This window comes from Nocardia sp. NPDC058518, assembly GCF_042719655.1.
Taxonomy (GTDB): Bacteria; Actinomycetota; Actinomycetes; order Mycobacteriales; family Mycobacteriaceae; genus Nocardia.
The window spans coordinates 175576-197772 of the sequence record NZ_JBHXNJ010000015.1 but is presented as its reverse complement, the minus strand read 5'-3'; the positions used below and the strand labels follow the sequence as shown (position 1 = coordinate 197772).

20 protein-coding genes are annotated in these 22197 nt (G+C 68.5%); 14 read left to right on the top strand and 6 right to left on the bottom strand.

The window, feature by feature from the left end:
- Positions 1 to 4: 4 nt before the first annotated feature.
- Positions 5 to 703, bottom strand: coding sequence for a hypothetical protein (locus tag ACFWPX_RS24580; RefSeq protein WP_378912866.1), 699 nt, complete (start codon positions 701 to 703; stop codon positions 5 to 7).
- A 110-nt stretch (positions 704 to 813) separates the two neighbouring features.
- Here ACFWPX_RS24580 and ACFWPX_RS24575 point away from each other — a divergent pair, with 110 nt between their 5' ends.
- From ACFWPX_RS24575 to ACFWPX_RS24525, 11 genes are all read left to right on the top strand, one after another.
- Entirely contained in the window at positions 814 to 1860 is a 1047-nt protein-coding gene (locus tag ACFWPX_RS24575; RefSeq protein ID WP_378929336.1) for a FecCD family ABC transporter permease, read from the top strand.
- 149 nt (positions 1861 to 2009) lie between these two features.
- Positions 2010 to 3023, top strand: a complete 1014-nt coding sequence (locus ACFWPX_RS24570) for a FecCD family ABC transporter permease (RefSeq protein ID WP_378913146.1) — start codon at positions 2010 to 2012, stop codon at positions 3021 to 3023.
- On the top strand, positions 3020 to 3844 hold the full coding sequence (locus ACFWPX_RS24565) for an ABC transporter ATP-binding protein (protein ID WP_378929334.1): 825 nt from the start codon (positions 3020 to 3022) through the stop codon (positions 3842 to 3844). Before ACFWPX_RS24570 ends, ACFWPX_RS24565 begins: the two co-directional genes overlap by 4 nt.
- A 62-nt stretch (positions 3845 to 3906) precedes the next feature.
- Positions 3907 to 4296, top strand: coding sequence for a BlaI/MecI/CopY family transcriptional regulator (locus ACFWPX_RS24560; RefSeq protein WP_279537543.1), 390 nt, complete (start codon positions 3907 to 3909; stop codon positions 4294 to 4296).
- 64 nt (positions 4297 to 4360) lie between these two features.
- Complete coding sequence (locus ACFWPX_RS24555; RefSeq protein WP_378912869.1) at positions 4361 to 5299, top strand: M56 family metallopeptidase; 939 nt, start codon at positions 4361 to 4363, stop codon at positions 5297 to 5299.
- A 255-nt stretch (positions 5300 to 5554) separates the two neighbouring features.
- A complete protein-coding gene (locus ACFWPX_RS24550) occupies positions 5555 to 7018 on the top strand; it encodes a DEAD/DEAH box helicase (RefSeq protein WP_378929330.1) in 1464 nt (487 codons plus the stop codon).
- Positions 7019 to 7273: 255 nt separating this feature from the next.
- Positions 7274 to 8134: a DMT family transporter gene (locus ACFWPX_RS24545; protein WP_378912871.1), complete on the top strand. Its 861-nt coding sequence runs from the start codon at positions 7274 to 7276 to the stop codon at positions 8132 to 8134.
- A gap of 52 nt (positions 8135 to 8186) precedes the next feature.
- Positions 8187 to 9623 (top strand): GuaB1 family IMP dehydrogenase-related protein, encoded by a 1437-nt coding sequence (locus ACFWPX_RS24540; protein WP_378929328.1) that lies wholly within the window; start codon positions 8187 to 8189, stop codon positions 9621 to 9623.
- Positions 9624 to 9904: 281 nt separating this feature from the next.
- Positions 9905 to 11260, top strand: a complete 1356-nt coding sequence (locus ACFWPX_RS24535) for a hemolysin family protein (protein WP_378912873.1) — start codon at positions 9905 to 9907, stop codon at positions 11258 to 11260.
- On the top strand, positions 11253 to 12317 hold the full coding sequence (locus ACFWPX_RS24530; RefSeq protein ID WP_378929326.1) for a hemolysin family protein: 1065 nt from the start codon (positions 11253 to 11255) through the stop codon (positions 12315 to 12317). The genes ACFWPX_RS24535 and ACFWPX_RS24530 overlap by 8 nt, the downstream gene beginning before the upstream one ends.
- Before the next feature lie 163 nt (positions 12318 to 12480).
- Positions 12481 to 13326, top strand: a complete 846-nt coding sequence (locus ACFWPX_RS24525; protein ID WP_378929324.1) for an NAD(P)H-binding protein — start codon at positions 12481 to 12483, stop codon at positions 13324 to 13326.
- 79 nt (positions 13327 to 13405) lie between these two features.
- Here ACFWPX_RS24525 and ACFWPX_RS24520 read toward each other — a convergent pair whose 3' ends face one another.
- On the bottom strand, positions 13406 to 13780 hold the full coding sequence (locus ACFWPX_RS24520) for a VOC family protein (protein ID WP_378912876.1): 375 nt from the start codon (positions 13778 to 13780) through the stop codon (positions 13406 to 13408).
- 141 nt (positions 13781 to 13921) lie between these two features.
- Between ACFWPX_RS24520 and ACFWPX_RS24515 the strand changes: the two genes are divergently transcribed.
- Positions 13922 to 14890 (top strand): Lrp/AsnC family transcriptional regulator, encoded by a 969-nt coding sequence (locus ACFWPX_RS24515; RefSeq protein ID WP_378929322.1) that lies wholly within the window; start codon positions 13922 to 13924, stop codon positions 14888 to 14890.
- Positions 14891 to 14917: 27 nt separating this feature from the next.
- On the opposite strand, the gene ACFWPX_RS24510 is transcribed toward ACFWPX_RS24515, so the two are convergent.
- From ACFWPX_RS24510 to ACFWPX_RS24500, 3 genes are all read right to left on the bottom strand, one after another.
- Positions 14918 to 16558, bottom strand: coding sequence for an FAD-binding protein (locus ACFWPX_RS24510; RefSeq protein ID WP_378929320.1), 1641 nt, complete (start codon positions 16556 to 16558; stop codon positions 14918 to 14920).
- A gap of 92 nt (positions 16559 to 16650) precedes the next feature.
- Positions 16651 to 17712 (bottom strand): diacylglycerol kinase, encoded by a 1062-nt coding sequence (locus ACFWPX_RS24505; RefSeq protein ID WP_378929318.1) that lies wholly within the window; start codon positions 17710 to 17712, stop codon positions 16651 to 16653.
- 25 nt (positions 17713 to 17737) lie between these two features.
- The gene (locus ACFWPX_RS24500) at positions 17738 to 18526 is read right to left on the bottom strand and encodes an SDR family oxidoreductase (protein WP_378929315.1); all 789 of its coding nucleotides are present in this window, start codon (positions 18524 to 18526) and stop codon (positions 17738 to 17740) included.
- A gap of 122 nt (positions 18527 to 18648) precedes the next feature.
- Between ACFWPX_RS24500 and ACFWPX_RS24495 the strand changes: the two genes are divergently transcribed.
- A complete protein-coding gene (locus ACFWPX_RS24495; RefSeq protein WP_378929313.1) occupies positions 18649 to 19299 on the top strand; it encodes a TetR family transcriptional regulator in 651 nt (216 codons plus the stop codon).
- A 31-nt stretch (positions 19300 to 19330) separates the two neighbouring features.
- On the opposite strand, the gene ACFWPX_RS24490 is transcribed toward ACFWPX_RS24495, so the two are convergent.
- Positions 19331 to 20839 (bottom strand): hypothetical protein, encoded by a 1509-nt coding sequence (locus ACFWPX_RS24490; RefSeq protein WP_378929311.1) that lies wholly within the window; start codon positions 20837 to 20839, stop codon positions 19331 to 19333.
- Positions 20840 to 21018: 179 nt separating this feature from the next.
- Between ACFWPX_RS24490 and ACFWPX_RS24485 the strand changes: the two genes are divergently transcribed.
- Positions 21019 to 21195, top strand: a complete 177-nt coding sequence (locus ACFWPX_RS24485; RefSeq protein ID WP_378929308.1) for a hypothetical protein — start codon at positions 21019 to 21021, stop codon at positions 21193 to 21195.
- The last annotated feature ends 1002 nt before the right edge of the window (positions 21196 to 22197 follow it).

Genomic DNA, 22197 nt, shown 5'->3' with positions numbered 1-22197 from the left:
CTGGCTAGCGTTGCAGGCAGCTGCTGCGGCGGACCGGCAGGCCGCGTTCCTCGAAGGCACCGAGCAGGAGCTGGCCGCGGCGCGCGCCCGCGGCGATGTCGGCGCGCGCCAGGTCGGGGACGTAGGTCGCCGCACCGATGATGGATTCACCGACGAGGGTCCAGAAACGGCGAGCGGGCAGGCCCGAGCACCGGGTGAGGACCGATTGCAACGGGATCAGCGAGGAGGCGCAGCGTTGGGCGAGCCAGACCGCCATGGCGGCTTCGCAGGGGAAGGCGACAGCGCCGGGTTCGGGATCGGAGTCGACGACGCGAATTGTGGTGTCGGTCAGCCCCGCCCAGTCGATGCCGCCGTCGTTGTCGTGGTGGATCCACAGGTTGTCACGGCCGGGATCCCAGGCCTGCGCGTCCATCACGAACAGCGCGGTGACCCGGCCCGCTACGGCGTGGATGAGCGCGGTGGCGACCACTTCGGCGGCGATCTCGTCGTTGATCATTTCCGCGGCATGGCGTCGGTACATCAGCTCGACGCGGCCCTCGGACAGCCCGTTGGGCACATGCCACCATCGCCGTTTGCCCTGCCCGCTCATCGCCGCGACGGCATACACGCGCGGATGCTCCGGTTGCAGCGATTGCAACCTGGCACAGGCGCGGTCGAACGCGGCGGTGGTGCGGGAAATGGCGGTGGTGACGGGCTCGGACATCGAACCTCCTCGAACGTTGGTTCCCGTGACGATGATGTCTCGGAACATAGGTTAGGCTTACCAGACTTCACAAGTCGTGTCCGGTTTCAAGGCAGGAGAAGTTCGTCGCCGTGATCCACCCTGGCACCGTCAGACGTCGTCGTCTGACCGGGCTTCTGCTGCTCGTTGTCTTGCTCACCGTGGCGGTGGTGGCGAGCATTGCCATCGGCACCCGCTCGCTCGCACCCACCACGGTGTTCGACGCCGTCTCGCACGCCCTCGGCTGCGACGGCGGCCCGTTCCGATGCCCGGCCCGCTCCACCGCCGAGGAAATCGTGCGTGAGCTTCGTCTGCCGCGCACCGCATTGGCCCTGATCGCCGGGATGGCGCTGGGCGTCGCGGGCGCGCTCATCCAGGGGTATACCCGGAATCCGCTCGCTGATGCCGGATTGTTAGGACTGAATGCGGGCGCGGGCTTCCTGGCGGCGCTGAGCATCTTCCTTTTCGGTTTCACCGCGCCCGCGCAGTACATCTGGTTCGCCTTCGCCGGGTCGGCGATCGCGGGGGTGATCGTGTTCGGGGTGTCCTCGATCGGCGGGGGTAAGGCGAGTCCGCTGAGCCTGATCCTGGCAGGCGCGGCGGTCACCGCCTTCCTCCAGGCGATGACGAACGCGATCATCGTGCTCGACAACGCGGCGCTCGATACCTATCGGTTCTGGGTGGTCGGCAATGTGGCCGGGCGCGAAGCGGAAGTGTTCTGGGAGGTCCTGCCATTTCTGGTGGTCGGCATCGGCATGGCCATGGCCGCGGCACCCAGCCTGAATCTGCTGAGCCTCGGTGACGATGTCGCCCGCGGACTCGGCGTCGACGTCACCCGGGCACGGGCCTTCGGCCTGTTCGCGGTGGTGCTGCTCAGCGGCGGGGCGACCGCGGCGATCGGGCCGATCGCGTTTCTGGGGCTGGTGGTTCCGCACATGGCGCGGACCATCACCGGACCGGACAACAAGTGGCTGATCCCCTACTCCGGACTGCTCGGCGGGTTGCTGCTGCTCGTCGCCGACGTCGCCGGACGGGTGGTCGCCCGGCCCGGTGAACTCCAGGTCGGGGTGATGTTGGCCGCGGTCGGCGCGCCGTTCTTCATCGCGTTGGTACGTCGTAAGAAGTTGGTGTCGCTGTGAGCAAGATCGAGTCGAACACCGACGTCGAACAGGTGAGCACCGATCAGATCGACACGGAATCGACGAGTGCGGGTGCGGCGGTCGTCGGGCTGCGGAAGGTGCGTCCCGCCCTGCGGATCGGGCCGGTATCGCTGGTGCTGCGCCCGGTGATGCTCGGTGTCGTGCTGGCGCTGGCTGTGGCGGTGTTCGTGCTGTTCTGCCTCGACATCGCCGTCGGCGACACCCATATCCCCCTCGGACGCGTCCTCGATGTGCTCGGCGGCGGCGGGTCCCGCTCCCAGCGCTTCATCATCATCGAATCGCGGCTGCCGCGAGCGCTCACAGCAGTGGTGGTCGGCGCCGCGCTCGGGCTCTCCGGCGCGCTGATGCAATCGATCCTGCACAATCCCCTGGCCGGGCCGGATGTCCTCGGCATCACCACCGGCGCCAGCGTGGGAGCGGTCGCGGTGCTGGTCGGCAGCGGTGGCACGACGACCGGGTTGATCGCGACCGTCGGCGCTCCGTTCGCCGCGCTCGCCGGTGGGCTGCTCACCGCCGTTGTCATCTATCTCCTGGCCTGGGGCCGAGGACGCGGCGGCGACCGTGGTGTCACCGGATTCCGTCTGGTCCTCATCGGCATCGGCGTGAACGCGGTGCTCATGTCGGTGATCAGCTGGCTGCTCACCCGGGCCACCCTCACCGACGCCGCGCGGGCCCAGATCTGGCTGAACGGGTCGCTGAACTCGGCGGACATGTCTCGGGTCGTCCCCGCCGTGCTCGCGCTGACGGTCGTGACCGTCGTGTCGCTGGTCTCCGCGCGGACGCTGGCCGCGCTGCGTCTGGGCGAAGAGTCGACCAGGGTGCTCGGTGTGCGAATCCAGTCACAGCAGGCGCTGCTCATCGGGGCGTCGGTGGTGGCGGCCTCGGTGGCGACCGCGGCCGTCGGGCCGGTCGGATTCGTCGCGCTCGCCGCGCCGCAGATCGCCCGGATGGCGCTGCGGACCCCGGGCGAACCGCTGATCGCGTCGGCACTGACGGGCGCGGCGCTGGTGGCGGGCGCCGACATCATCTCTCGCGCACTGCTTCCCGTCGATCTGCCGGTCGGTATCGTCACAGCGGCGCTCGGTGGACCATTCCTGCTCTACCTGCTCGTCCGCATGAACCGGAAGGCCACGCTCTCATGACCAGCCCCGCCCACCGCCTCGCGGCCGACGCCGTCTCCCTCGGCTACGGCGAGCGGGTGATCGTCGACGAGCTCAGCCTCGACATCGCCCCCGGCGTGGTCACCACCGTCATCGGCCCCAACGGCTGCGGCAAGTCGACCCTGCTGAAGTCACTCGGCAGGCTGCTGCGCCCACGGGCGGGCCAGGTGGTGCTCGACGGCAAGGCCATCTCGTCGATGAAGACCAAGGACGTGGCCAGGGTGGTCGGGATGCTGCCGCAGACCCCGGTCGCGCCCGAAGGGCTCACCGTCGCCGACCTGGTCGCGCGCGGACGTCATCCGCATCAGTCCTGGTTGCGGCAGTGGTCGGCCGACGACGAGACCGAGGTCGCCGCCGCGCTGGCCCAGACCGGCATCGCCGACCTGGCCGACCGCACCCTCGACGAACTCTCCGGCGGCCAGCGTCAGCGTGCCTGGATCTCGATGGCGCTGGCCCAGGGCACCGACATCCTGCTCCTGGACGAGCCGACCACCTATCTCGATCTCGCGCACTCGCTCGAGGTCCTCGACCTCGTCGACCGGCTGCACGCCGAGTACGGGCGCACGGTGGTGATGGTGCTGCACGATCTCAACCTCGCCATCCGCTACAGCGACGAGCTCGTGGTGATGCGCGCGGGCAAGATCGTCGCGCGGGGCAAACCGGCCGACATCGTCACTGCCGAACTGCTGGCCGAGGTGTTCGGGCTCGAGGCCACGGTGCTCACGGATCCGGTCTCGGGGCGGCCGATGATCGTCCCGATCGGGACCCGGCATGTGCGCGGCGCGGTCGACTATGACGAATGACACACAGCAAACACCCCGTTACGACAATCTGTAGTACGCATGTTTGTCGTTGAGGCCGTAAAATCGGTGGGATGGCAGGTCTTGGCGAACTCGAAAAAGCGGTCATGGACCAGTTGTGGTCGGCCGATGAGCCACTAACGGTGCGGCAGGTCCACGAAGCGCTGGCCGCGCGGCGCGAGCTCGCGTACACCACGGTGATGACGGTGCTCCAGCGACTGGCGAAAAAGGATCTGGTCGTACAGCGACGCGACGATCGCGCGCATCGATACGCACCGGTTCACAGCCGCGACGAACTGGTCGCGAGCCTGATGGTCGACGCCTTGCAACAGGCCGACGCCGCAGGTAGCCGCGCCGCGGCGCTGGTGCACTTCGTGGAGCAGGTCGGCAAGGACGAAGCCGATGCACTGCGCGAGGCGCTCGCCAAGCTCGAATCCGACGAAAACAGCGGCTAGACTCCCTGGCGGCTCTCACAATGGGGTGAGTGCCCCTTGCCCCACAACGCAGTGAGCAGAGTCGATGAACGCAACCGCGGCAGTCTTTGCTGGTCTCGCCTTGCTTCTCGCAGGGCCGGTACCAGCGCTGCTCAGTCGCGCTACCTGGGTGCACCGCAGCCCGCGCGCGGCCCTGGTGTTGTGGCAGGCGATCGCGCTGGCCGCCGTGCTCAGCGCCTTCGGATCCGGGCTGGCCATCGCCAGCTTGCTGCTGGTCCCCGGCCCCGACGGTAGGCCGACCACCTCGCCCACCAAGGAGATCGACGCGCTCGGTCTGCCGCTGTGGACGGTGTATGTGCTGGTCTTCGCGCTGACCTTGATGGTCGGCGCCCGGTTGATGTTCTCCATCGTGCGCGTCGGCGTGCACACCCGGCGCCGCCGTTCCCGCCATCGCATGCTGGTCGACCTGCTCGATCAGAGCGGCCCGGTGCGCCGCGCCGCCGATATCCGGGTGCTGGCCGCGACCGAACCCATCGCCTACTGCCTGCCGGGCCTACGGCAGCGGGTCGTGATCAGCGAAGGCACGCTGACCAGCCTCGACGACTCCGAGGTCACCGCCATCGTGAGCCACGAACGCTCGCATCTGCGCGCACGCCACGATCTGGTGCTCGAGGCGTTCACCGCCGTCCACGAGGCCTTTCCCCGGGTGGTCCGCAGCAAGGCCGCGCTCGGCCAGGTGAAACTGCTGATCGAACTGCTCGCCGACGACTCCGCCGTGAAGGTCACCGGCCCGAAGCCCCTCGCCCGCGCCCTGATCGCCTGCGCCAAATCCACCGCACCGCAGGGCGCGCTCGCCGCGGGCGGACCGAGCACGCTGATCCGCATCCAGCGGCTCGCGAGCAGCACCGGAGACGTGAGAGTCGCCACCGCCGCCTACCTCGGCTCGGCCGCGATTCTGGTCGTGCCGACGCTGGCCGTCGCGGTGCCGTGGCTGCAGGAACTCAACCGGCTCTTCCACGGCTGACCTGGCGATCCCCCGCCACCGCTGCTCCACGTTTCCCGCGTGGCGACCGCGAAGCCGCTCGCTGATTCGCGGCGAAACAGACATTGCCACAACCGCTCGCCTGACCAGCCTGTTTACCCAACAGCGGCGGAACACGCCTATCCTGGGAGACCGGTCCTTCCTGCTGGGCCGCACCCCGTCCACGCCGAGGCGCGTATTCGGGTAATCGGCGCCGATCATCGTTCGGCGCGATTCGCAGCCCAACGAAAGGCCACCTTGACCAACTCTGCCGTGCCCAATGAACCGACCTTCGCCGAACTAGGCCTTCCGGTCGAACTGGTGCAGACCCTGCGCAACGCGGGCATCGACAAGCCCTTCCCCATCCAGGCCGCCACGATCGGCGACGCCCTCGCCGGGCGCGACGTGCTCGGTCGCGGCCCGACCGGCTCGGGCAAGACCCTGGCCTTCGGCCTGCCGATGCTGACCCGTCTGGCCCAGGGCTCCCCCTCCAAGCCGGGCCGCCCGCGCGGCCTCGTGCTGGTGCCGACCCGCGAACTCGCGACCCAGATCGAGAAGGCCCTCGAAGAGGCAGCCCGCTCGCTGGGCCTGCGCGTGGCCTCCGTCGTCGGTGGAGCGCCGATCAAGCGCCAGGCCGATCGCCTCGCGCGCGGCGTCGACCTGCTCATCGCGACCCCCGGCCGTCTCGACGACCTGATCAAGCAGCGCAACGCCGACCTGTCGGATGTGACGATCACCGCGCTCGACGAGGCCGACCACATGGCCGACATGGGCTTCCTGCCCCAGGTCACCCGCCTGCTCGACCGCACCCCGAAGCAAGGTCAGCGCCTGCTGTTCTCGGCCACCCTCGACGGTGACGTGGACAAGCTCGTCAAGCGCTACATGAACGCCCCGGTGACCCACTCGACCGCGCCCGCCGAGGCGTCGGTCAGCACCATGACCCACCACCTGCTCTACGTGCGCGACAAGAACATCAAGCGCACCGTTGCCACCGAGATCGCCGCGCGTGAGGGCCTGACCATCATGTTCGTGCGCACCAAGCACGGGGCCGACCGCCTGGCCAAGCAGCTGCGCGGCGCCGGTGTCGACGCGGGCTCGCTGCACGGCGGCAAGGCCCAGAACAACCGCGTGCGCACCCTGGCGGCCTTCGCCGACGGGTCTGTTCCGGTGCTGGTCACCACCGACGTCGCCGCGCGCGGCATCCACATCGACGGCGTCTCGCTGGTCGTGCACTTCGACCCGCCCGCCGAGCACAAGGCCTACCTGCACCGCGCGGGCCGCACCGCGCGCGCCGGTGAGGACGGTGTCGTGGTCACGCTCGTCACCGACGAGGAGCGCAAGGACGTCGCCGCGATGACCCGCAAGGCGGGCGTGCGGACCGACGGTGTCGACGTGCGCCCCGGCGACCGGAACCTGGTGGAGATCACCGGTGCCCGCAAGCCCAGCGGCATCGCACTGGCCGCCCCCGTGGCACCCGCGCAGCCGGCCAGGTCGGCGGCCGGTAGCGGGCGTACCCGTCGTCCGCGCACCGGTGGCGCACCTGCCGCCGAGGCTGGACGTGGTGGGGCTCCGCGCCGCGAGCGTCCGGCGCACGAGTCGCGTACTCGTAAGCCCGCGGGGGCCGGTGGACACGCCCGCAGTGGCGACACGCCGACGAATTCTCGTCGTCGCGCCGCGCGTCCGGCGTCTCCCGCGGTCCACCGCAACCGCACGGCAAACTGAGTTATGGCGGGGGGGGGGGGGGGCGGGTGTGCGGGCGCGGGGCGTGGTGGGGGGGGGGCACAGGGCGCCCGCGCGCCCGCCGGCCGCGCGCCCCCCCCGCCGCCCCCCCCCCCCCCCCCCCCCACAACTCTTCTTCGGCGCCCCCCCCCCCCCCGCCCCCCCCCCCCCCCCGCGTCTTTTTCCGGGTTCCCGAACACGGCGACTTCCCGTCCCCAGATCAGCGCCGACAAGGCCCGGATCCCGCACACTGAGCCCGTGACGAACCATGAGATCGCCACCATCGTGTGCGCGCTGATCGCGGCCATGTTGATCGCGCTGGGTGCCGTGGCACAGCAGCGCGCGGCCGCGGCCGTGCCCGAAGGCGCGTCCCTGCTGGGCGGCCTGCTCCGCAGCCCACGCTGGTGGTCCGGGATCGTCGGCGATGTCGGTGGTTACGCGATGCAGGTTCTCGCGCTTGCCTTCGGCGCGGTGCTGGTGGTGCAACCGATTCTGGTGAGCGCCTTGGTCTTCGCGCTGCCGCTGTCCGCGCGGCTGAACGGGAAACGGATCACCGCACGTGCCGCCACGACCGCACTGGTCCTCGTCGCGGCGCTCGCGCTGTTCCTGATCGTGGGCGATCCGACAGCGGGCGAGGACACAGCGCCCTTCCGGGAGTGGTTGGTGCCCTTGGCGATTCTGCTCGGGGTCATCGTGGCCGCGACCGTCACCGGACTGCTGATCGCCAGCCGATCGGGACAGGCGCTCGCACTCGGTCTCGCCGGTGGTGCCCTGTTCGGGATGGCCGCGGCACTCACCGATCGCGTGGTCACCCTCTTCGGCGACGGGATCGGCGCGGTGCTCGGCGGGTGGCAGACCTGGACGCTGGTGGCCGCCGGACTGCTCGGCGTGTACCTGCAACAGCGCGCGTTCCAGGCCGGACCCCTGTCTGCCTCGCTGCCCGCGGCCACCATCGCCGAACCCATGGCCGCCGCGTTCCTCGGTCTCACCGCCCTCGACGAGCACTTGCGCACCGACGGTTTCGGCCTGGTCGTCGTGGGCGCCTGCGTCCTGGTGATGTGCGCGGCGACGGTGGCGCTGTGCCACACCAGAGCGGTCACCGACGAGCCGGCGCGCTGACCCGCTGCCGGGATTCCCACGCTGCGGTGCTCACAGGGCTACTATCAATCAAGTGCGATTTCTTCCGGGACCCCAGCCGCCGTACGACCTGACCTACGACGACCTCTTCCTGGTCCCGAACCGGACCGATGTCGCGTCCCGGTTCGATGTGGACCTGGCCAGCGTCGACGGGTCCGGCACCACCATCCCCCTCGTGGTCGCGAACATGACCGCGGTCGCGGGCAAGCGGATGGCCGAGACCGTCGCTCGCCGCGGCGGCATCGTGGTGCTCCCCCAGGATCTGCCGATCCCGGCCGCCGCCGACACCATCGCGTTCGTCAAGAGCCGCTCGCTCACCGCCGATACCCCGGTCACCCTCGACCCGGATCGTTCGGTGTCCGATGCCATGGCGCTGATGCACAAGCGCGCGCACGGTGCGGTCGTGGTCGTCGAGGGCGGCAAGCCGGTCGGTGTGGTCACCGAGGCCGCCTGCGCTGATGTCGACCGGTTCGCGCGCCTGCGCGAGGTGGCGTTCACCGACTTCGTCCAGGTGCCCGTCGAGGCGTCCCCGCGCGACATCTTCGACCGCCTCGCCGAAGACCACGCCCAGCTCGCGGTGCTCACCAACACCGACGGCACCCTCGCGGGCGTGATGACCCGCACCGGCACCGTCCGCGCCGGCATCTACACCCCCGCGGTCGACGGCGGCGGCAAGCTGCGCGTCGCCGCCGCCGTTGGCATCAACGGTGACGTCGCCGCCAAGGCGAAGGCACTGGCCGAGGCGGGCGCCGACGTGCTCGTCCTCGACACCGCGCACGGCCACCAGACCAAAATGCTCGAATCATTGCGCACCGTCGCCGATCTCGGGCTCGGCCTGCCCCTGGTCGCCGGCAACGTGGTCTCCGCCGAAGGCACCCGCGATCTGGCCGCGGCGGGCGCGACCATCATCAAGGTCGGTGTCGGCCCCGGCGCCATGTGCACCACCCGCATGATGACCGGCGTCGGTCGCCCACAGTTCTCTGCGGTGGCCGAATGTGCCGCCGCGGCAAAGGAACTCGGCGTGCACGTCTGGGCCGACGGTGGCGTTCGGCACCCCCGCGACGTGGCCCTCGCACTGGCCGCCGGTGCCTCGAACGTGATGATCGGCTCCTGGTTCGCCGGCACCTACGAGTCCCCCGGCGACCTGCGCATCGACCGCGACGGCAACAAGTACAAGGAGAGCTTCGGCATGGCGTCCAAGCGCGCCGTCGCCGCCCGCACCGCCGCCGACAGCAGCTTCGACCGCGCCCGCAAGGCGCTGTTCGAAGAGGGTATCTCCAGCTCCCGGATGCGTCTGGACCCCGAGCGCCCCGGCGTCGAGGACCTCATCGACCACATCTGCTCGGGTGTGCGCAGCTCGTGCACCTACGCCGGTGCTCGCTCACTGCCGGAATTCCACGACAAGGCCGTGCTCGGCGTGCAGTCCGCCGCGGGCTTCGCCGAAGGCAGGCCACTGCCAAGCGGCTGGTGAACCCCGCACACGGCGGCCGATCGAATCCTTCGATCGGCCGCCGTTGCCGTGTCCGGCGCCCGCCGCCGACACCTCATGGGTGGGCACGGATTACTATGGGGTTGCCGACCACGGCACATGCTCTACCCCCGCCTCGAAAGGATCCAGTTGTCACCCGCGTCCAAGGGCGCCACACAGGAGGGCTCCTCTACGGAGCCGGGTGACAAACCCGGCGTCCTCCTTTCCGCAGCGTCTGTTCGATCTCCCGGTTTCCCTGCCGCACCACTCGGGTGGTGCTGAGGATGTCCATCGTTCTGACCGTGCTCAGCCTGCTCGGCTTCATCGCTCTCACCCTCGGAACGGCACTGTTCGTCGCCGCCGAGTTCTCCCTCACCGCACTGGAACGCAGCACCGTCGAAGCGGCCGCCCGCGAGGGTGACACCCGGTCACGGCTGGTGAAACAGGCCCATCACACCCTGTCGTTCCAGCTCTCCGGCGCCCAGCTCGGTATCACCATCACGACCCTGATCACCGGCTTCATCGCCGAACCCGTGCTCGCCCGCCTGCTCGATCCGCTGCTGAGCGGCATCGGTTTGAGCGAAAGTGCCTCGCACGGCATCGCATTGGCGCTGGCCCTGATCATCGCCACATCGCTGTCGATGATCTACGGCGAGCTGGTACCGAAGAACATCGCCATCGCCGAGCCGATGATGGTGGCCCGGCTCACCGCGGGCCCGATGGTCGGGTTCTCGGCCCTGTTCAAATGGCTCATCCGTTTTCTCAACGGTTCCGCCAACTGGGTGGTCCGCAGGCTGGGCATCGAACCCGCCGAGGAACTGCGCTCGGCCCGCTCGCCCCAGGAACTCGGTTCGCTGGTACGCACCTCCGCCATGCGTGGCGCGATGGATCAGCGCACCGCGCTGGTGATGGACCGCTCGCTGGAATTCGGCGAACGCAGTGCCGAGGATCTGATGACACCGCGGGTGAAGGTCGAATCGCTGGACCGCGACGACACCATCGCCGACCTCATCGCCGCCTCGGCGCGCACCGGCTACTCCCGGTTCCCGGTGATCGACGGCGACCTCGACAACACTCTCGGTGTGGTGCACGTCAAGCAGGCGTTCACCCATCCGGGCGAGTTGCGCAAGCAGATCCCGCTCAGCGAGCTGGCCGTCGCGGTGCCGATCGTGCCCGCCAGCCTGGACGGCGACGAGGTCCTGGAGCGAGTGCGCGCCGACGGCATGCAGGTGGCACTGGTTGTCGACGAATACGGCGGCACCGCGGGCATGGTGACCATGGAGGACCTGATCGAGGAGATCCTCGGCGACGTGCGCGACGAGCACGACGAGGAGGAACGCGATGTGCGCCGGGTCTCCGACGGCTGGGACTGCTCGGGTCTGATGCGCATCGACGAGGTGTCGCGCGCGACGGGCTACGACGCGCCAGAGGGCGAGTACGAAACCCTCGGCGGGCTGGTACTGACCCAGCTCGGCCGCATCCCGGTGACCGCCGACGAAGTGGTGCTGCCCGCATCCCGCGGTTCCGGTGGCGGCTGGGTCGCCAGGGTGGAACGCATGGACGGACGGCGCATCGACCGGGTGCGGTTGATCCCCGTCGACGCGGCCAACCTCTCGGCACGGGAGCACACTCATGGGTGACCTGTTCGGAATCTTCCTGACCGTCGTGCTCCTTGCGGGCAACGCGTTCTTCGTCGCCGCCGAGTTCGCGCTCATCTCGGCCCGCCGTGACCGCCTCGAAGCCCTTGTCGCACAGGGGAAGAAGAAGGCGCAGACGGTGATCGAAGCAGGCGAGAACCTGTCGATGATGCTGGCCGCGGCCCAGCTCGGCATCACCATCTGCTCGATCCTGCTCGGCCGTGTCGGCGAGCCCGCGATCGCGCACCTGATCGAGCGCCCGTTCGAATTGCTCGGTCTGCCGGATCAATTGCTGCACCCGGTGGGTTTCGCGCTCGCGCTGACCATCGTGGTGATCCTGCACATCCTGCTCGGCGAGATGGTGCCGAAGAACATCGCCCTGGCCGGTCCGGAACGCTCGGCGCTGCTGCTGGTGCCGATCCACCTGATGTGGTTGCGGATCGCCCGGCCGCTGATCGCGCTGTACAACCTCGCCGCGAACATGACGCTGCGGATGTTCCGGATCGAGCCGAAGGACGAACTCGACGCCACCGTATCGACGGTGGAGCTGGCCGAGATGATCGGCGAGTCCCGCTCCGAGGGACTCCTCGACGAGGAGGAACACCGCAGGCTCACCCAGGCCCTCGGCACCTCCGACCAGGTCGTCGGCGATGTGATGGTGCCGTTGGCCCAGGCCAGATCGGTGCCGCTGATCGGCAGCGGAACCACCCTCGGAGAGGTGGAGGCCGCGGTCTCCGAGACCGGGTTCTCCCGCTACCCGGTCCGCGCCTCCGACGGCTCCCTGGTGGGCTACCTGCACATCAAGGACGTCCTCGACGAGGTCGCCGACGACAACGCGGGCCCGGACACCGTCATCCCCCGCACCGACATCCGCCCGCTGCCCACCGTGAGCACCGGGACTCCGCTGTACGAAGCGCTGGCCCGATTGCGCCGCACCAGCAGCCATCTGGGCCGGGTGGTCGACAGCCGCGGCAACACCGTCGGTGTGGTCGCGCTGGAGGATCTGATCGAAGAGTTCGTCGGCACCGTCCGCGACGGAACCCACCGCATCGCCGACTGAGTTCCAGCTCGACATCACACACAGCGGCGGTTGCGGGCTTCGCAACCGCCGCTGTGTCGTCCTCGGCAAATTCAAGGCGGAGGTTTTCACACGTAGACGACGGCGCATGCTCGCGAGCGACACGACTATGTTGCCCTCGGCGTCCGGCCGATGTACTTGTGTCATGACAAAAAACGCTTCCCACCAGCAGCTTTTCCTCGTCACCGGCGCCACAGGCAAAACCGGCAGCCGCGTCGCGGCACTGCTCGAGGCCGCTGGGCACCCGGTCCGCCTCGGCTCGCGCGCCGCGACGATCCCGTTCGACTGGACCGAACGGTCCACCTGGGCGCCGGTCCTGGCCGGTGTCGACTCGATCTACCTGTCCTACCAGCCGGATCTCGCTGTTCCCGGGGCAGCGGACACCATTCGCGCGTTCAGCGCGGCCGCACGGTCGGCCGGCGTGCGATCGGTCGTGCTGGTGTCGGGTCGCGGCGAGCCGGAGGCGCGCGAATGCGAACTGATCGTGGAGGGTTCGGGCCTGAACTGGACAGTCGTGCGGTGCAGCTTCTTCGCGCAGAACTTCAGCGAGGGCGCATTCCTCGACGACGTGCTGGCGGGCGCGGTCGCCCTGCCCAACGGTGACGTACCGGAACCGTTCGCGCACGCCGACGACATCGCCGAGGTTGCCGTCGCCGCGCTCACCGATCCTCGTCATGCCGGCGAGATCTACGAGGTCACCGGTGCACGGGCGCTGTCCTTCGCCGACGCGGTGGGCGAGATCGCGACCGCCACCGGCCGGGAGATCGCCTTCATCCCGATCTCACACTCGGAATTCGTTGCGGCACTGGGCGAATACCAGCTGCCCGAGGAGATGTCGACCCTGCTCGTCTACCTCTTCGGCACCATCCTCGACGGCCGCAACACCGCGACCGCCGACGGTGTGCAGCGCGCGCTCGGCCGTGCACCGCGCGATTTCAGCGAGTTCGCCGAAGCCGCGGCGGCCACCGGCGTCTGGACCCCACGGACCTAGCGCCCCTCCCACCGCATCGCCGAACGAGTGCCGTGCCCGGTGCCGCACGATGGCACCGGGCCACACGGGCGATTCGGTTTCAGAGCAGGGCTTGCGAGCGGCGAACGGTCTCGGGGTCGATCTCCTGGATCTGGATCACGACGCCGTCGGGATCGGTGACCCGGATGCTGCGACCGAAGTCCTCCTCGACGAGGGTGTAGTCGTAGCCGCCGGCCGCCAGCCGCGCGGCGACGTCCTCCAGTGGCTCGTCGGTGGAGAAGCCGAGCTCGACCGTCCCGGGCGCCCGGCCCTTCGAGACAGCGGCATCGTGGACACCGACCGCGCCCGCGGCCGCGTCGAGCTGTGCCCAGACGGCGACGCTGCTGTCGGCGCGATAGGTGAGCCCGAGGCCTTCGTAGAAGCGGCGCGAGACCGCCACGTCGGCAACGTAACGGATGGGCAGAACTGTCAGCACGGGTTCTTCTCCTCGGAATCGAGCAGTCCGGCGGCGCCGGGCGACCCGTCGGTGGGCCACGAACCCACTGTGCTCAGTGCGCGGAAGATCGTCGTTCATGTGGCACCTTGATGGTTGATACGGCCGCTAGAGTGACCGCTTGTGGTGGAATCAGTCAGCCTCGATGCCGATGACCGGCGGGTGCTGCACGCGCTGCAACTCGGTCCCCGCGCTTCGTTCGCCCGTATCGGCGCCGTACTCGGAATGTCGGAGCGTGGTGTCTCCCGCCGCTATCACCGGTTGCGTTCGCAGCTGATCCTGCGCGTCGTCGGTATCTCCCGCCACGACCGGCCGGACCGGGCGGACTGGATCATCCAGCTCACCCCGGCACCGGCCTCGGTCGACGCGGTCGCCCGCACGCTGGCCGCCCGCGCGGATACCTCCTGGATCGCCTCGCTGGCAGGCACCGGCGGACTGTTCTGCATCCTGCGGACCACGTCGACCGACTTCGACATGCTCGCCCAGCTCCGGCGAATGCCGCACGTCGGCGCCGTGACGGCCCAACGGCTGCTCGCCCCTGTCGCAGGTGTCGGCGGGTGGCCGGGTCGGCTCCAAGCCCTCACCCCGGAGGAACAGCACGCGCTGCGCGAGCCCCATCACCCCGCACAGCCCACACCCCTGCACACCCGCGATGACCAGCGCCTGCTGGCGCTGCTGGCCACCGACGGGAGGATGAGCGTCGCGCGACTCGCTCGAGCGTCGGGCATTGCGGAATCGACCGTGCGCCGCCGGATCACCGAGCTCACCGCCCACGGCGTTTTGATGTTCGAAGTCGAAGTTGATCCCAAGCTGTACGGCCGCAGCATCGACGTGATCTGTCGGCTCGATGTTCGTCCCGCGTCCTTGCGGACCGTCACCGAAGCCCTCGGCACCCACGCCGAGGTCGCCTTCGCCGCCACCACGACAGGCGAAGGCACCGTTTTGGCGATCCTCGAACTCACCGACGCCGAAGCGCTACACAACTATCTCGCCGACAGCATCGGCGCACTACCCGGGGTGAATCGGGTGCACACCGAGGTCGTCGCCGACTGGATCAAACGAGCTGGGCCGCTTCCACTTCCCCACCGCTGAGACCAACCGGTCGGGCCGACGCAGTTCCTACCCCTTGTGCAGGAGCGGCTGGGCGCTATACGTGCCCGCCCGCCGCCCGGAGAAGATGCAGTCGGCCAGCGACAGTCCACTGATGTAGGAGTTCGAACAGACGCCGACCGCCGCACGCCCGGCGGCGAAGAGCCCCGGAACGACTCCCCCGCTCTCGGCGCGCACAGCCCCGGTGTCCTCGTCCACCAGCAGACCACCGAGGGTGAGCATCGGCATGGGGTAGCTGACCCGAGCCTTGAACGAGATGTCCAGCAGGGCGAACGGTCCGGTGCGAACTGGGCGGCGGATGTCGTCGGGCTTACCCAGCGGATCGGGGCGGTCGAGTTCGATGGCCCGGTTGTGCGCGTCCACGGTTTCCCGCAGCGCGGACTGGTCGATCCCGGCACGGGCCGCAACCTCTTCGACGGTGCTACCGGAAACGCGCCCGATCCGGAGCAAACGCTCGGTCTGCATGCGCTGGAACCACACCGACTGTGTGCCGATCTGCCTGCGGGCCTCGGCCTCGAGTTCGGAGTCGACGAGCAGCCATGCGCGGTGACCCGGACTGGCGGCGATGGCCGCGCCGAGAGCCGCACCATAGCGGGACTCGTCGATCATGCGCCTGCCGAGGGCATTCACCGCGACAGCGCCGAAGAACGCGCTGGGCGGAGCGATGAAACGCCACGTGGAGAGTGCGTCCATCTTGCCGCTCGCCGCACCGATGTCGAGCGCCATGGTGATGCCGCTGCCGTCGTCACCCGCGCTGCCCAGCGGCAGGCCCTGCGACCACGGATACGCGGGGGCGTGCCGAGCGACCATCTCCCCGTTCGCGATGAACCCACCCGTGGTGAGCACGACCCCGGATTTCGCCTGGATCCTGACCGGCCGTCCGTGTTTGCGCTCGATCCGGGCCAGCAGCGCTTCCACCGCCCGGCGCAAACCCTGGTGATACACACCAGGTTTCGCCGAGATCCGGGCGAGGGCGGCGAATCGACGGCGCACCGCCGCGGGCGCGCTGTCGATCGTGACCACCTCGATGCCGGTCACACGCCCGTCCTCGACCACGAGCCGAGTCGCCCTGGTGCCGGTCCGGACGCGAACGCCGTGCCCGGCCGCCGACTTCGCCAGCGGCCCGAACAGCGCCTTGCCCGAGACACCGGGACCGTGAGTGCGGTGACCGCGTTGGCGCGGTTTCGCGAAATCCCGGTAGCCACCGGAGTTTTCGCTGCCCGAGTAGTACAGGTAGTAGTCGTCGGTCGGGTAGGACGTCTTGTACGGGCACACCGAGGGCTGGAAGGGCACGCCGTGCTCGGTCAGCCAGTCGATCATCGCCGGGGATTCCTCGCAGAATCGGCGCAGCGTCGAGGCGCTCACGGCGTCACCGACCTCGGCCTCCAGATACGCGAGCATATTGTCGACGTCGTCATCGATGCCCGCGTCGCGTTGCACCCACGTGCCACCGCCCGCGTACACGATGCCACCCGACAGCGCCGTGGCACCGCCACCCAGATACCGATCAACAGCCAAGACCTCGGCGCCGGATTCCCGCGCGGCCAGCGCCGCGGCCACCCCCGCACCGCCGTATCCGACGACCACGACATCGGCTACATCGTCCCAGGCCCGCACTTGTCTCACCTTCCGAGCAGAGGCCGACCGCATCGTCGCCGTCGACTGTAACGTGTTCTAGTCAAACTATAACGTGTTCTAGATTCGGCAGGCGACGACCCGGCGGTTCGAGCCTCGGTTCCCGGCTACATCAGTCCGCGCCCGGTGGTGAGGGGCAGGTCGGTCGCGGTCAGCAGGCCGGGCCGGGCTTCGACCACGGCGGCGACGGCGCTGACCAGACGGGCGGCGGTGCCGACCACGCCGGCGAGCGCGTGATCGCCGTTACTGGAGAGCTGGAGGTCCAGCTGGTAGTCCGGTTCGCCCTGGATTTCGACTCGGTAGCAACCCTTTCCGGTCGGCTGTGGCCACTCGGGGGCCAGGTCGGGGTGCAGGCGGGTGACGTGCTCGAGCGTGAGAACCTCACGGCCGTCGCGGATGCCGTGGACCTGGAAGCGCAGCGCGGCGGCGGTGCCCTGCGCGATGGTGCGGTTGCCCACGGTGAGTTCGCCGGTAGCCGGTCGTCGTTCGAAATGTTGTGTGACGGAGTCGAGTTCGATGTCGAGAGCAGCGGCGAGCTGTCGGATGACGCTGCCCCAGGCCAGGGTGAGGATGCCGGGTTGTAGGAGCATGGGCAGGGCGTCGAGGTCGCTGCCGAAACCCATGATGTCGAAGACGACCTTGGGATTGTCGTAGGTGGAGTAGTCCATGATCTCCGAGCAGATGATGCGGTCGATCCGCTCGGAGCCGCTGGAGAGCAGCAGCGGAAGCCAGTCGTTGGCCCAGCCCGGATCGATGCCGTTGACCCACAGGGACGCGCCACCTTCCTCCATGGCCGCGATGATCGGGGCGATCGCATCGTCAGGGATGGTTCCGTAGGGGTACTGCAGGAAGACGGGGCTGCTGGAGACCACATTGATGCCCGCGCGCAGGAACCGTTTCAGGTCTTCGACCGATTCCATGAGCCGGTCGTCGGCCATAGCGGTGTGCACGATGCAGTCGGGCTTCAAGGCCAGCAGCGCATCGGCATCGGTGGTGGCGGTGATACCGGTTTCGACCGACAGCCCAGCGAGCTCGCCCGCGTCCTTCCCCGCTTTGGCCGAGCTCGATACCCAGACTCCGACGAGTTCCAGTTCCGGCCGGGCGATGATGGAACGCAGTGCTCGCGCACCGACATTTCCGGTACTCCATTGGATTACGCGGTAGGTCATGTCAGATCCTTTGTGCGGGAGTGGATCACAGGTCGGGCAGGCCGAGTTCGAAATTGGGGCTTTCGATGCCGCCGTCTACTTCGATGATCTTTCCGGTGATATAGCCGCCCGCGCTTGAACTGAGGTAGACGATGGCAGCCGCGATTTCCCATGGTTCGCCGAGTCGGCCCAGCGGCGTCGCGCCTTCCATGGTGGCCTTGATCTCCGGTTGCCCCGCGACGATCTCCAGTGCGGAGGTGAGGACCGAGCCGACCGCGATGGCATTGACGCGGATGCGCGGGGACAGGTCGGTGGCGGCCAGCCGGGTCCAGTGCGCGAGAGCGGCTTTGGCGGTGCCGTAGGCGAGGAAGCCACGGCCGGCGGTTCGGCCCAACATCGAGGAGATGTTGACCACCGATGCGCCGTCCGACTTCAGCAGGTGCGGTACCGCGGCCTGGGTGAGGGCGTGCGCGGTGGACACATTGAAGCGGAAAGCCTCCTCCAGGAACTCGGGAGAGGTGGTCATGAAGGTATTGGGCATGGTGCCGCCGACATTGTTGACCACGATGTCGATGCCGCCGAGTTCGGCGGCAGCGGTGTCGGCGAAGGCTTTCACCGCGGCCAGGTCGGAGAGGTCGGCCGGTACGGTGACAGCGCGGCGGCCCAGCGCGCGGATCTTCCCGGCGACCTCATCGAGCTGCTCGGAAGTGCGGGCGGCGATAGCGACGTCGGCACCGGCCTCGGCCAGTGCGAGCGCGGTGGCCGCGCCGATGCCGCGGCCCGCTCCGGTGACGATGGCAACGCGACCGTCGAGCCGGAAGGCATCCAGGATCATGGCGCAAGCTCCTCTCTCAGATGGCCGCATGTGTCTGCGGTCACACAGCAGTTTTAAGCTGTTTCGCTTAACTGTCAAGGAGTAGTTCTCATTTCTGCTGGTGAACGGCTACAGTTCGGACTGTGGCAGCAACAGCAGCGCGCGAACGCATCATCGTCGCGGCAGAGCGTCTGATCGCGGAGCACGGACGGTCGGTGCCGCTGCGCGATATCGCCGCTGCCGCAGGTCAGCGGAACAATTCGGCGATCCAGTATCACTTCGGATCCCGCGACGGGCTCATCGAAGCGGTGGTCGAGTTCCGGCTGGCGACGCTGGAGGTGCGGCGGCTGGAATTGCTCGCCGAACAAGCGGGTTCGGGTCGGCCGCCGGGCCTGCACGGGCTACTCGAAGCCCTCGTGGTGCCGATGTTCGAACTCGCCGAACGACACGGGATTCGGCATTACGCGCGATTTCTCGAGCAGATCCACCCCCATCCGGCGGTCTCCGATGCGGCCAATCTCGGCAGTGCGGGACGCACTTCGGTGCGCGTCATCATGCAGGGCCTCGACCGAGAACTCACCACCTTGCCACCGCGTTTGCGGGTGCGGCGGTTGCGGGCGTTGACCACCATGCTTTTCGCGCTCCTGGCCGATCACGAACGTGCGGCGGAGGCGGGCGACGCGCGGGCCGGGGATGCGCAGGCATGGGGAGAGATCATCGACATGCTCGCCGGATCACTCGCCGCTCCCGTCAGCGCACCTGGCGTGGTGTCGCGGGGCGCTCAGGTGAAATGACATCGTCGAATCCGCACTGTGGCAAAGCTTCTCAGACGTCCCCGGGACGGAGAGAGTAGCCGGGGTCAGCGAGAACGGCTCGGAATTCCTCGTCCACGAGAGAGGCGTGTACCGGCGCGATCTCGATGAACGCGGTGGCGCCTGCAGCGACCTTATGGTGTCCGTCCAGGAGAAACCGCGTGACGGTGCCCGTGCCCGATCCTGCTGGACCGGGTGCGAGCACGACCGCCAACGGCTTGCCGCCTGCTGCCATCACGTCGCGATACCAGGCGACGCGCTCGGCGTCGGGCGGCGGCCAGGTGCCGGTGGGAATCAGCGTCGAGCCGTTGGCGCCGTAGACGGTCTGCACCGTCCCGGGCGGCCACGGCCACAACGGATCTGCGGGGAGGTCGACATCGTTGGCGCTCAATGTCCGGGAGGTCCGGATCGCGACCTCGTAGCAGCCCGGAGTGAGCAACCGCAGCACCGGATCCAATCGGTCGAGCAGCACGCGCGTCGGATACGGTGACCCGCCGTAATCATGGTCCAGTTCCGGTGCCGCCAGCCAGTCTCCGAGCGCCTCGATACCGGCGGGACGGACCTCGGGAGAAAACCGAGCGAACAACTGGAAAAGCGTGCCGCGGTTGACGATTGCCGCACCGATCGTAGACCGCCCATGCAGCCGAAGCAGACCGCATCGCGCCTCTCGTGAGCCCAGTACCTCGATCAGGCCCATCCCGTCGGACACTTCCACCAGCTCGCCGACTTCATGGCTGCTCAGGTTCTCGCGGGCCGCGAGTGCGGCGAAGATCGGGCGAGCCAGGAGTTCCGTGCGTGGCTGCGCACGCAGTGCCTCCGTCAAGTCCGCCGACCCGATAGCGAGCGGGTCGGCCCACACGCAGTCCGACCAATCGCCGTCATCGCAGTAGCAACCGGTCTCCGGCCGACCGGACGGATGCCAGCACCATGCCTCGGCGGCGATCGGCTCGCACGACAGCCATCGCAGCACCGGCTCTTGCCCGGCCGCGAGGTAAGCGGCAAGGGCGTGGTGCCCGTCGAGAACGAAAGCCAGCTCGTTGTCGCGATCAGGGCGCGAAGCGTCGAGGACGGACACCACCGGCCGGTCACCGGCATCGATCGCCGACCGGTACCACGCGATGCGCTCAGGAGACAGGGATTCGGCCGGGTATCCGACGACCAGGACCGTCGCCCCTGGCCCAACGGTGACCGGGCGATCAGGCTCGGGACGGATCACCCGCACCAGTCGTGATTCCGGAGATCCGAACTGCCAGATCCCCGATGTCGTCAGCCCGAGCACCTCCCCTGATACGGCCGCATCCCGCGTCAACTCGACGGGCAGACCGCCGCGCGCGGCGAGCGCCGACGGCCGCGGCGGCCCTTGCGAAGTCCGCGCGACGGTGAGCCCGTCGGCGTGTACCCAGCACAGCCACGACCACAGCCCGTCGAACCGCACACCCAGCCCGGCGCCGACCGGGGCCAACCCGATGGCACGAGAACCATCGGCGACAAGTTGTGATGGCCGCCCCTGTCCCACGATCACACCGAGTCACCTATCCACCCGAGGCACGACCTGGCGGGCCGAGTACTTCGACAGAGCGTCCGATAGCGGGCAGGGCGCACGCGTCCGGTACCCACCCTTCGGAGCCTATGGCAACTCATAGCTCGCCAGCGACCGCCGGTGGGATCAGCCGCTGCGGACCGGTGCGGGATAATGGCCCGGTGAGCACGCACGGCGACCTCGTCCACGCTCTCGACCTGCGGGTAATCCCTGCGGTCGAGTGGCGGGCCGCTGCGCGCGCACACCGTGACCGGCTCGATCGGCTGGTCGGGCCGTATCTCGAGCGGCGGGCGGCGGGCACCACCCATCCGGTCGTGGATTTCTTGTTTACCTACTAGAGTTGGAGCACCCCCGGTAACGACTCATTACGCCCCAATAATGCCCGTTACCAGCAGGTATGCGGCTTCCTCTCATCCCAACACTGCTCAACATTTCCCACCGTTTCCTTCTCAACCCGTGTAGATCGCGTGTCAGAAGTCAAGTTCCTTCCGCTGTCGAACCGGCCAGTTCGACCAAACCTGAGCTCAGTCAACACGTCACACGTCCCGGAGAGCTAGGGCTTCACCGAGCCCAACACCGGTATGTGCAGCGAACGCACGTCGGGCGCGCAGTTGTGCCCGGGTCCGCGGTCGGAATTTTGGTTGCCGACCACAGCCACACGGTTCGAAGCCCTCGTAGCGCAGTCCAGCGCCGAGTACGGCGCCAACTACCGACCAAGCACGGCTATCACGGCGACGAGGCGCCGCGAAATCATGCCCCGCACACTGCATCTGCGTACCGCATCGCGGGCAGTCGTGCGCTGCACCAGTATTCGTCGGGTGCCGCTTGAACGACACCCGGCACGCCACACATACGTAGTGCAGCTTGTAGTGCACAAAAGCGTAGGTACACATGGAACTACGATATCGCGACCATGAGTGCGTGGCTGTCGCTCATCCACGCCGGCATTGCGGAGGGCGTGCGATCGGCTCGGAGCGAGCCCGAGGCAAATGTGATCCGATCTCCGATATGGCGGCCCCGGGAGAAGTCACGTCAATCGAGGTCACCCGCATACGCTACCAGCGCAGACCTACCCGAATCACATCAGCAGGGCATGCCCCCGATGGCCGAATCCGGGCTGGCCCGGACGGGCTGCCCTCGCTACCAGCCCCGCACCGAGCACGGCAGAACGGGCCCTTGCCGCCTTGCGGACAAGATCAGCTCGCAAAGAAGAAAGTCTCTGGCCACTCGCCACCTGCTTGGGTACGCCTCCACCAAATAATCCCGGCCGCCCGTACTCCGACGTAGCGGTCCGCAGGGTCATCGACTAAATAGCCGTCGGGTCCCACAACGGGAATGCG

Excerpts from the sequence above, each read along its gene's own strand:
- ACFWPX_RS24580 (WP_378912866.1), bottom strand. The coding sequence starts at position 703 with ATGTCCGAGCCCGTCACCACCGCCATTTCCCGCACCACCGCCGCGTTC.
- ACFWPX_RS24570 (WP_378913146.1), top strand. The coding sequence starts at position 2,010 with ATGCTCGGTGTCGTGCTGGCGCTGGCTGTGGCGGTGTTCGTGCTGTTC.
- ACFWPX_RS24565 (WP_378929334.1), top strand. The coding sequence starts at position 3,020 with ATGACCAGCCCCGCCCACCGCCTCGCGGCCGACGCCGTCTCCCTCGGC.
- ACFWPX_RS24555 (WP_378912869.1), top strand. The coding sequence starts at position 4,361 with ATGAACGCAACCGCGGCAGTCTTTGCTGGTCTCGCCTTGCTTCTCGCA.
- ACFWPX_RS24535 (WP_378912873.1), top strand. The coding sequence starts at position 9,905 with ATGTCCATCGTTCTGACCGTGCTCAGCCTGCTCGGCTTCATCGCTCTC.
- ACFWPX_RS24530 (WP_378929326.1), top strand. The coding sequence starts at position 11,253 with ATGGGTGACCTGTTCGGAATCTTCCTGACCGTCGTGCTCCTTGCGGGC.
- ACFWPX_RS24525 (WP_378929324.1), top strand. The coding sequence starts at position 12,481 with ATGACAAAAAACGCTTCCCACCAGCAGCTTTTCCTCGTCACCGGCGCC.
- ACFWPX_RS24510 (WP_378929320.1), bottom strand. The coding sequence starts at position 16,558 with ATGCGGTCGGCCTCTGCTCGGAAGGTGAGACAAGTGCGGGCCTGGGAC.
- ACFWPX_RS24505 (WP_378929318.1), bottom strand. The coding sequence starts at position 17,712 with ATGACCTACCGCGTAATCCAATGGAGTACCGGAAATGTCGGTGCGCGA.
- ACFWPX_RS24500 (WP_378929315.1), bottom strand. The coding sequence starts at position 18,526 with ATGATCCTGGATGCCTTCCGGCTCGACGGTCGCGTTGCCATCGTCACC.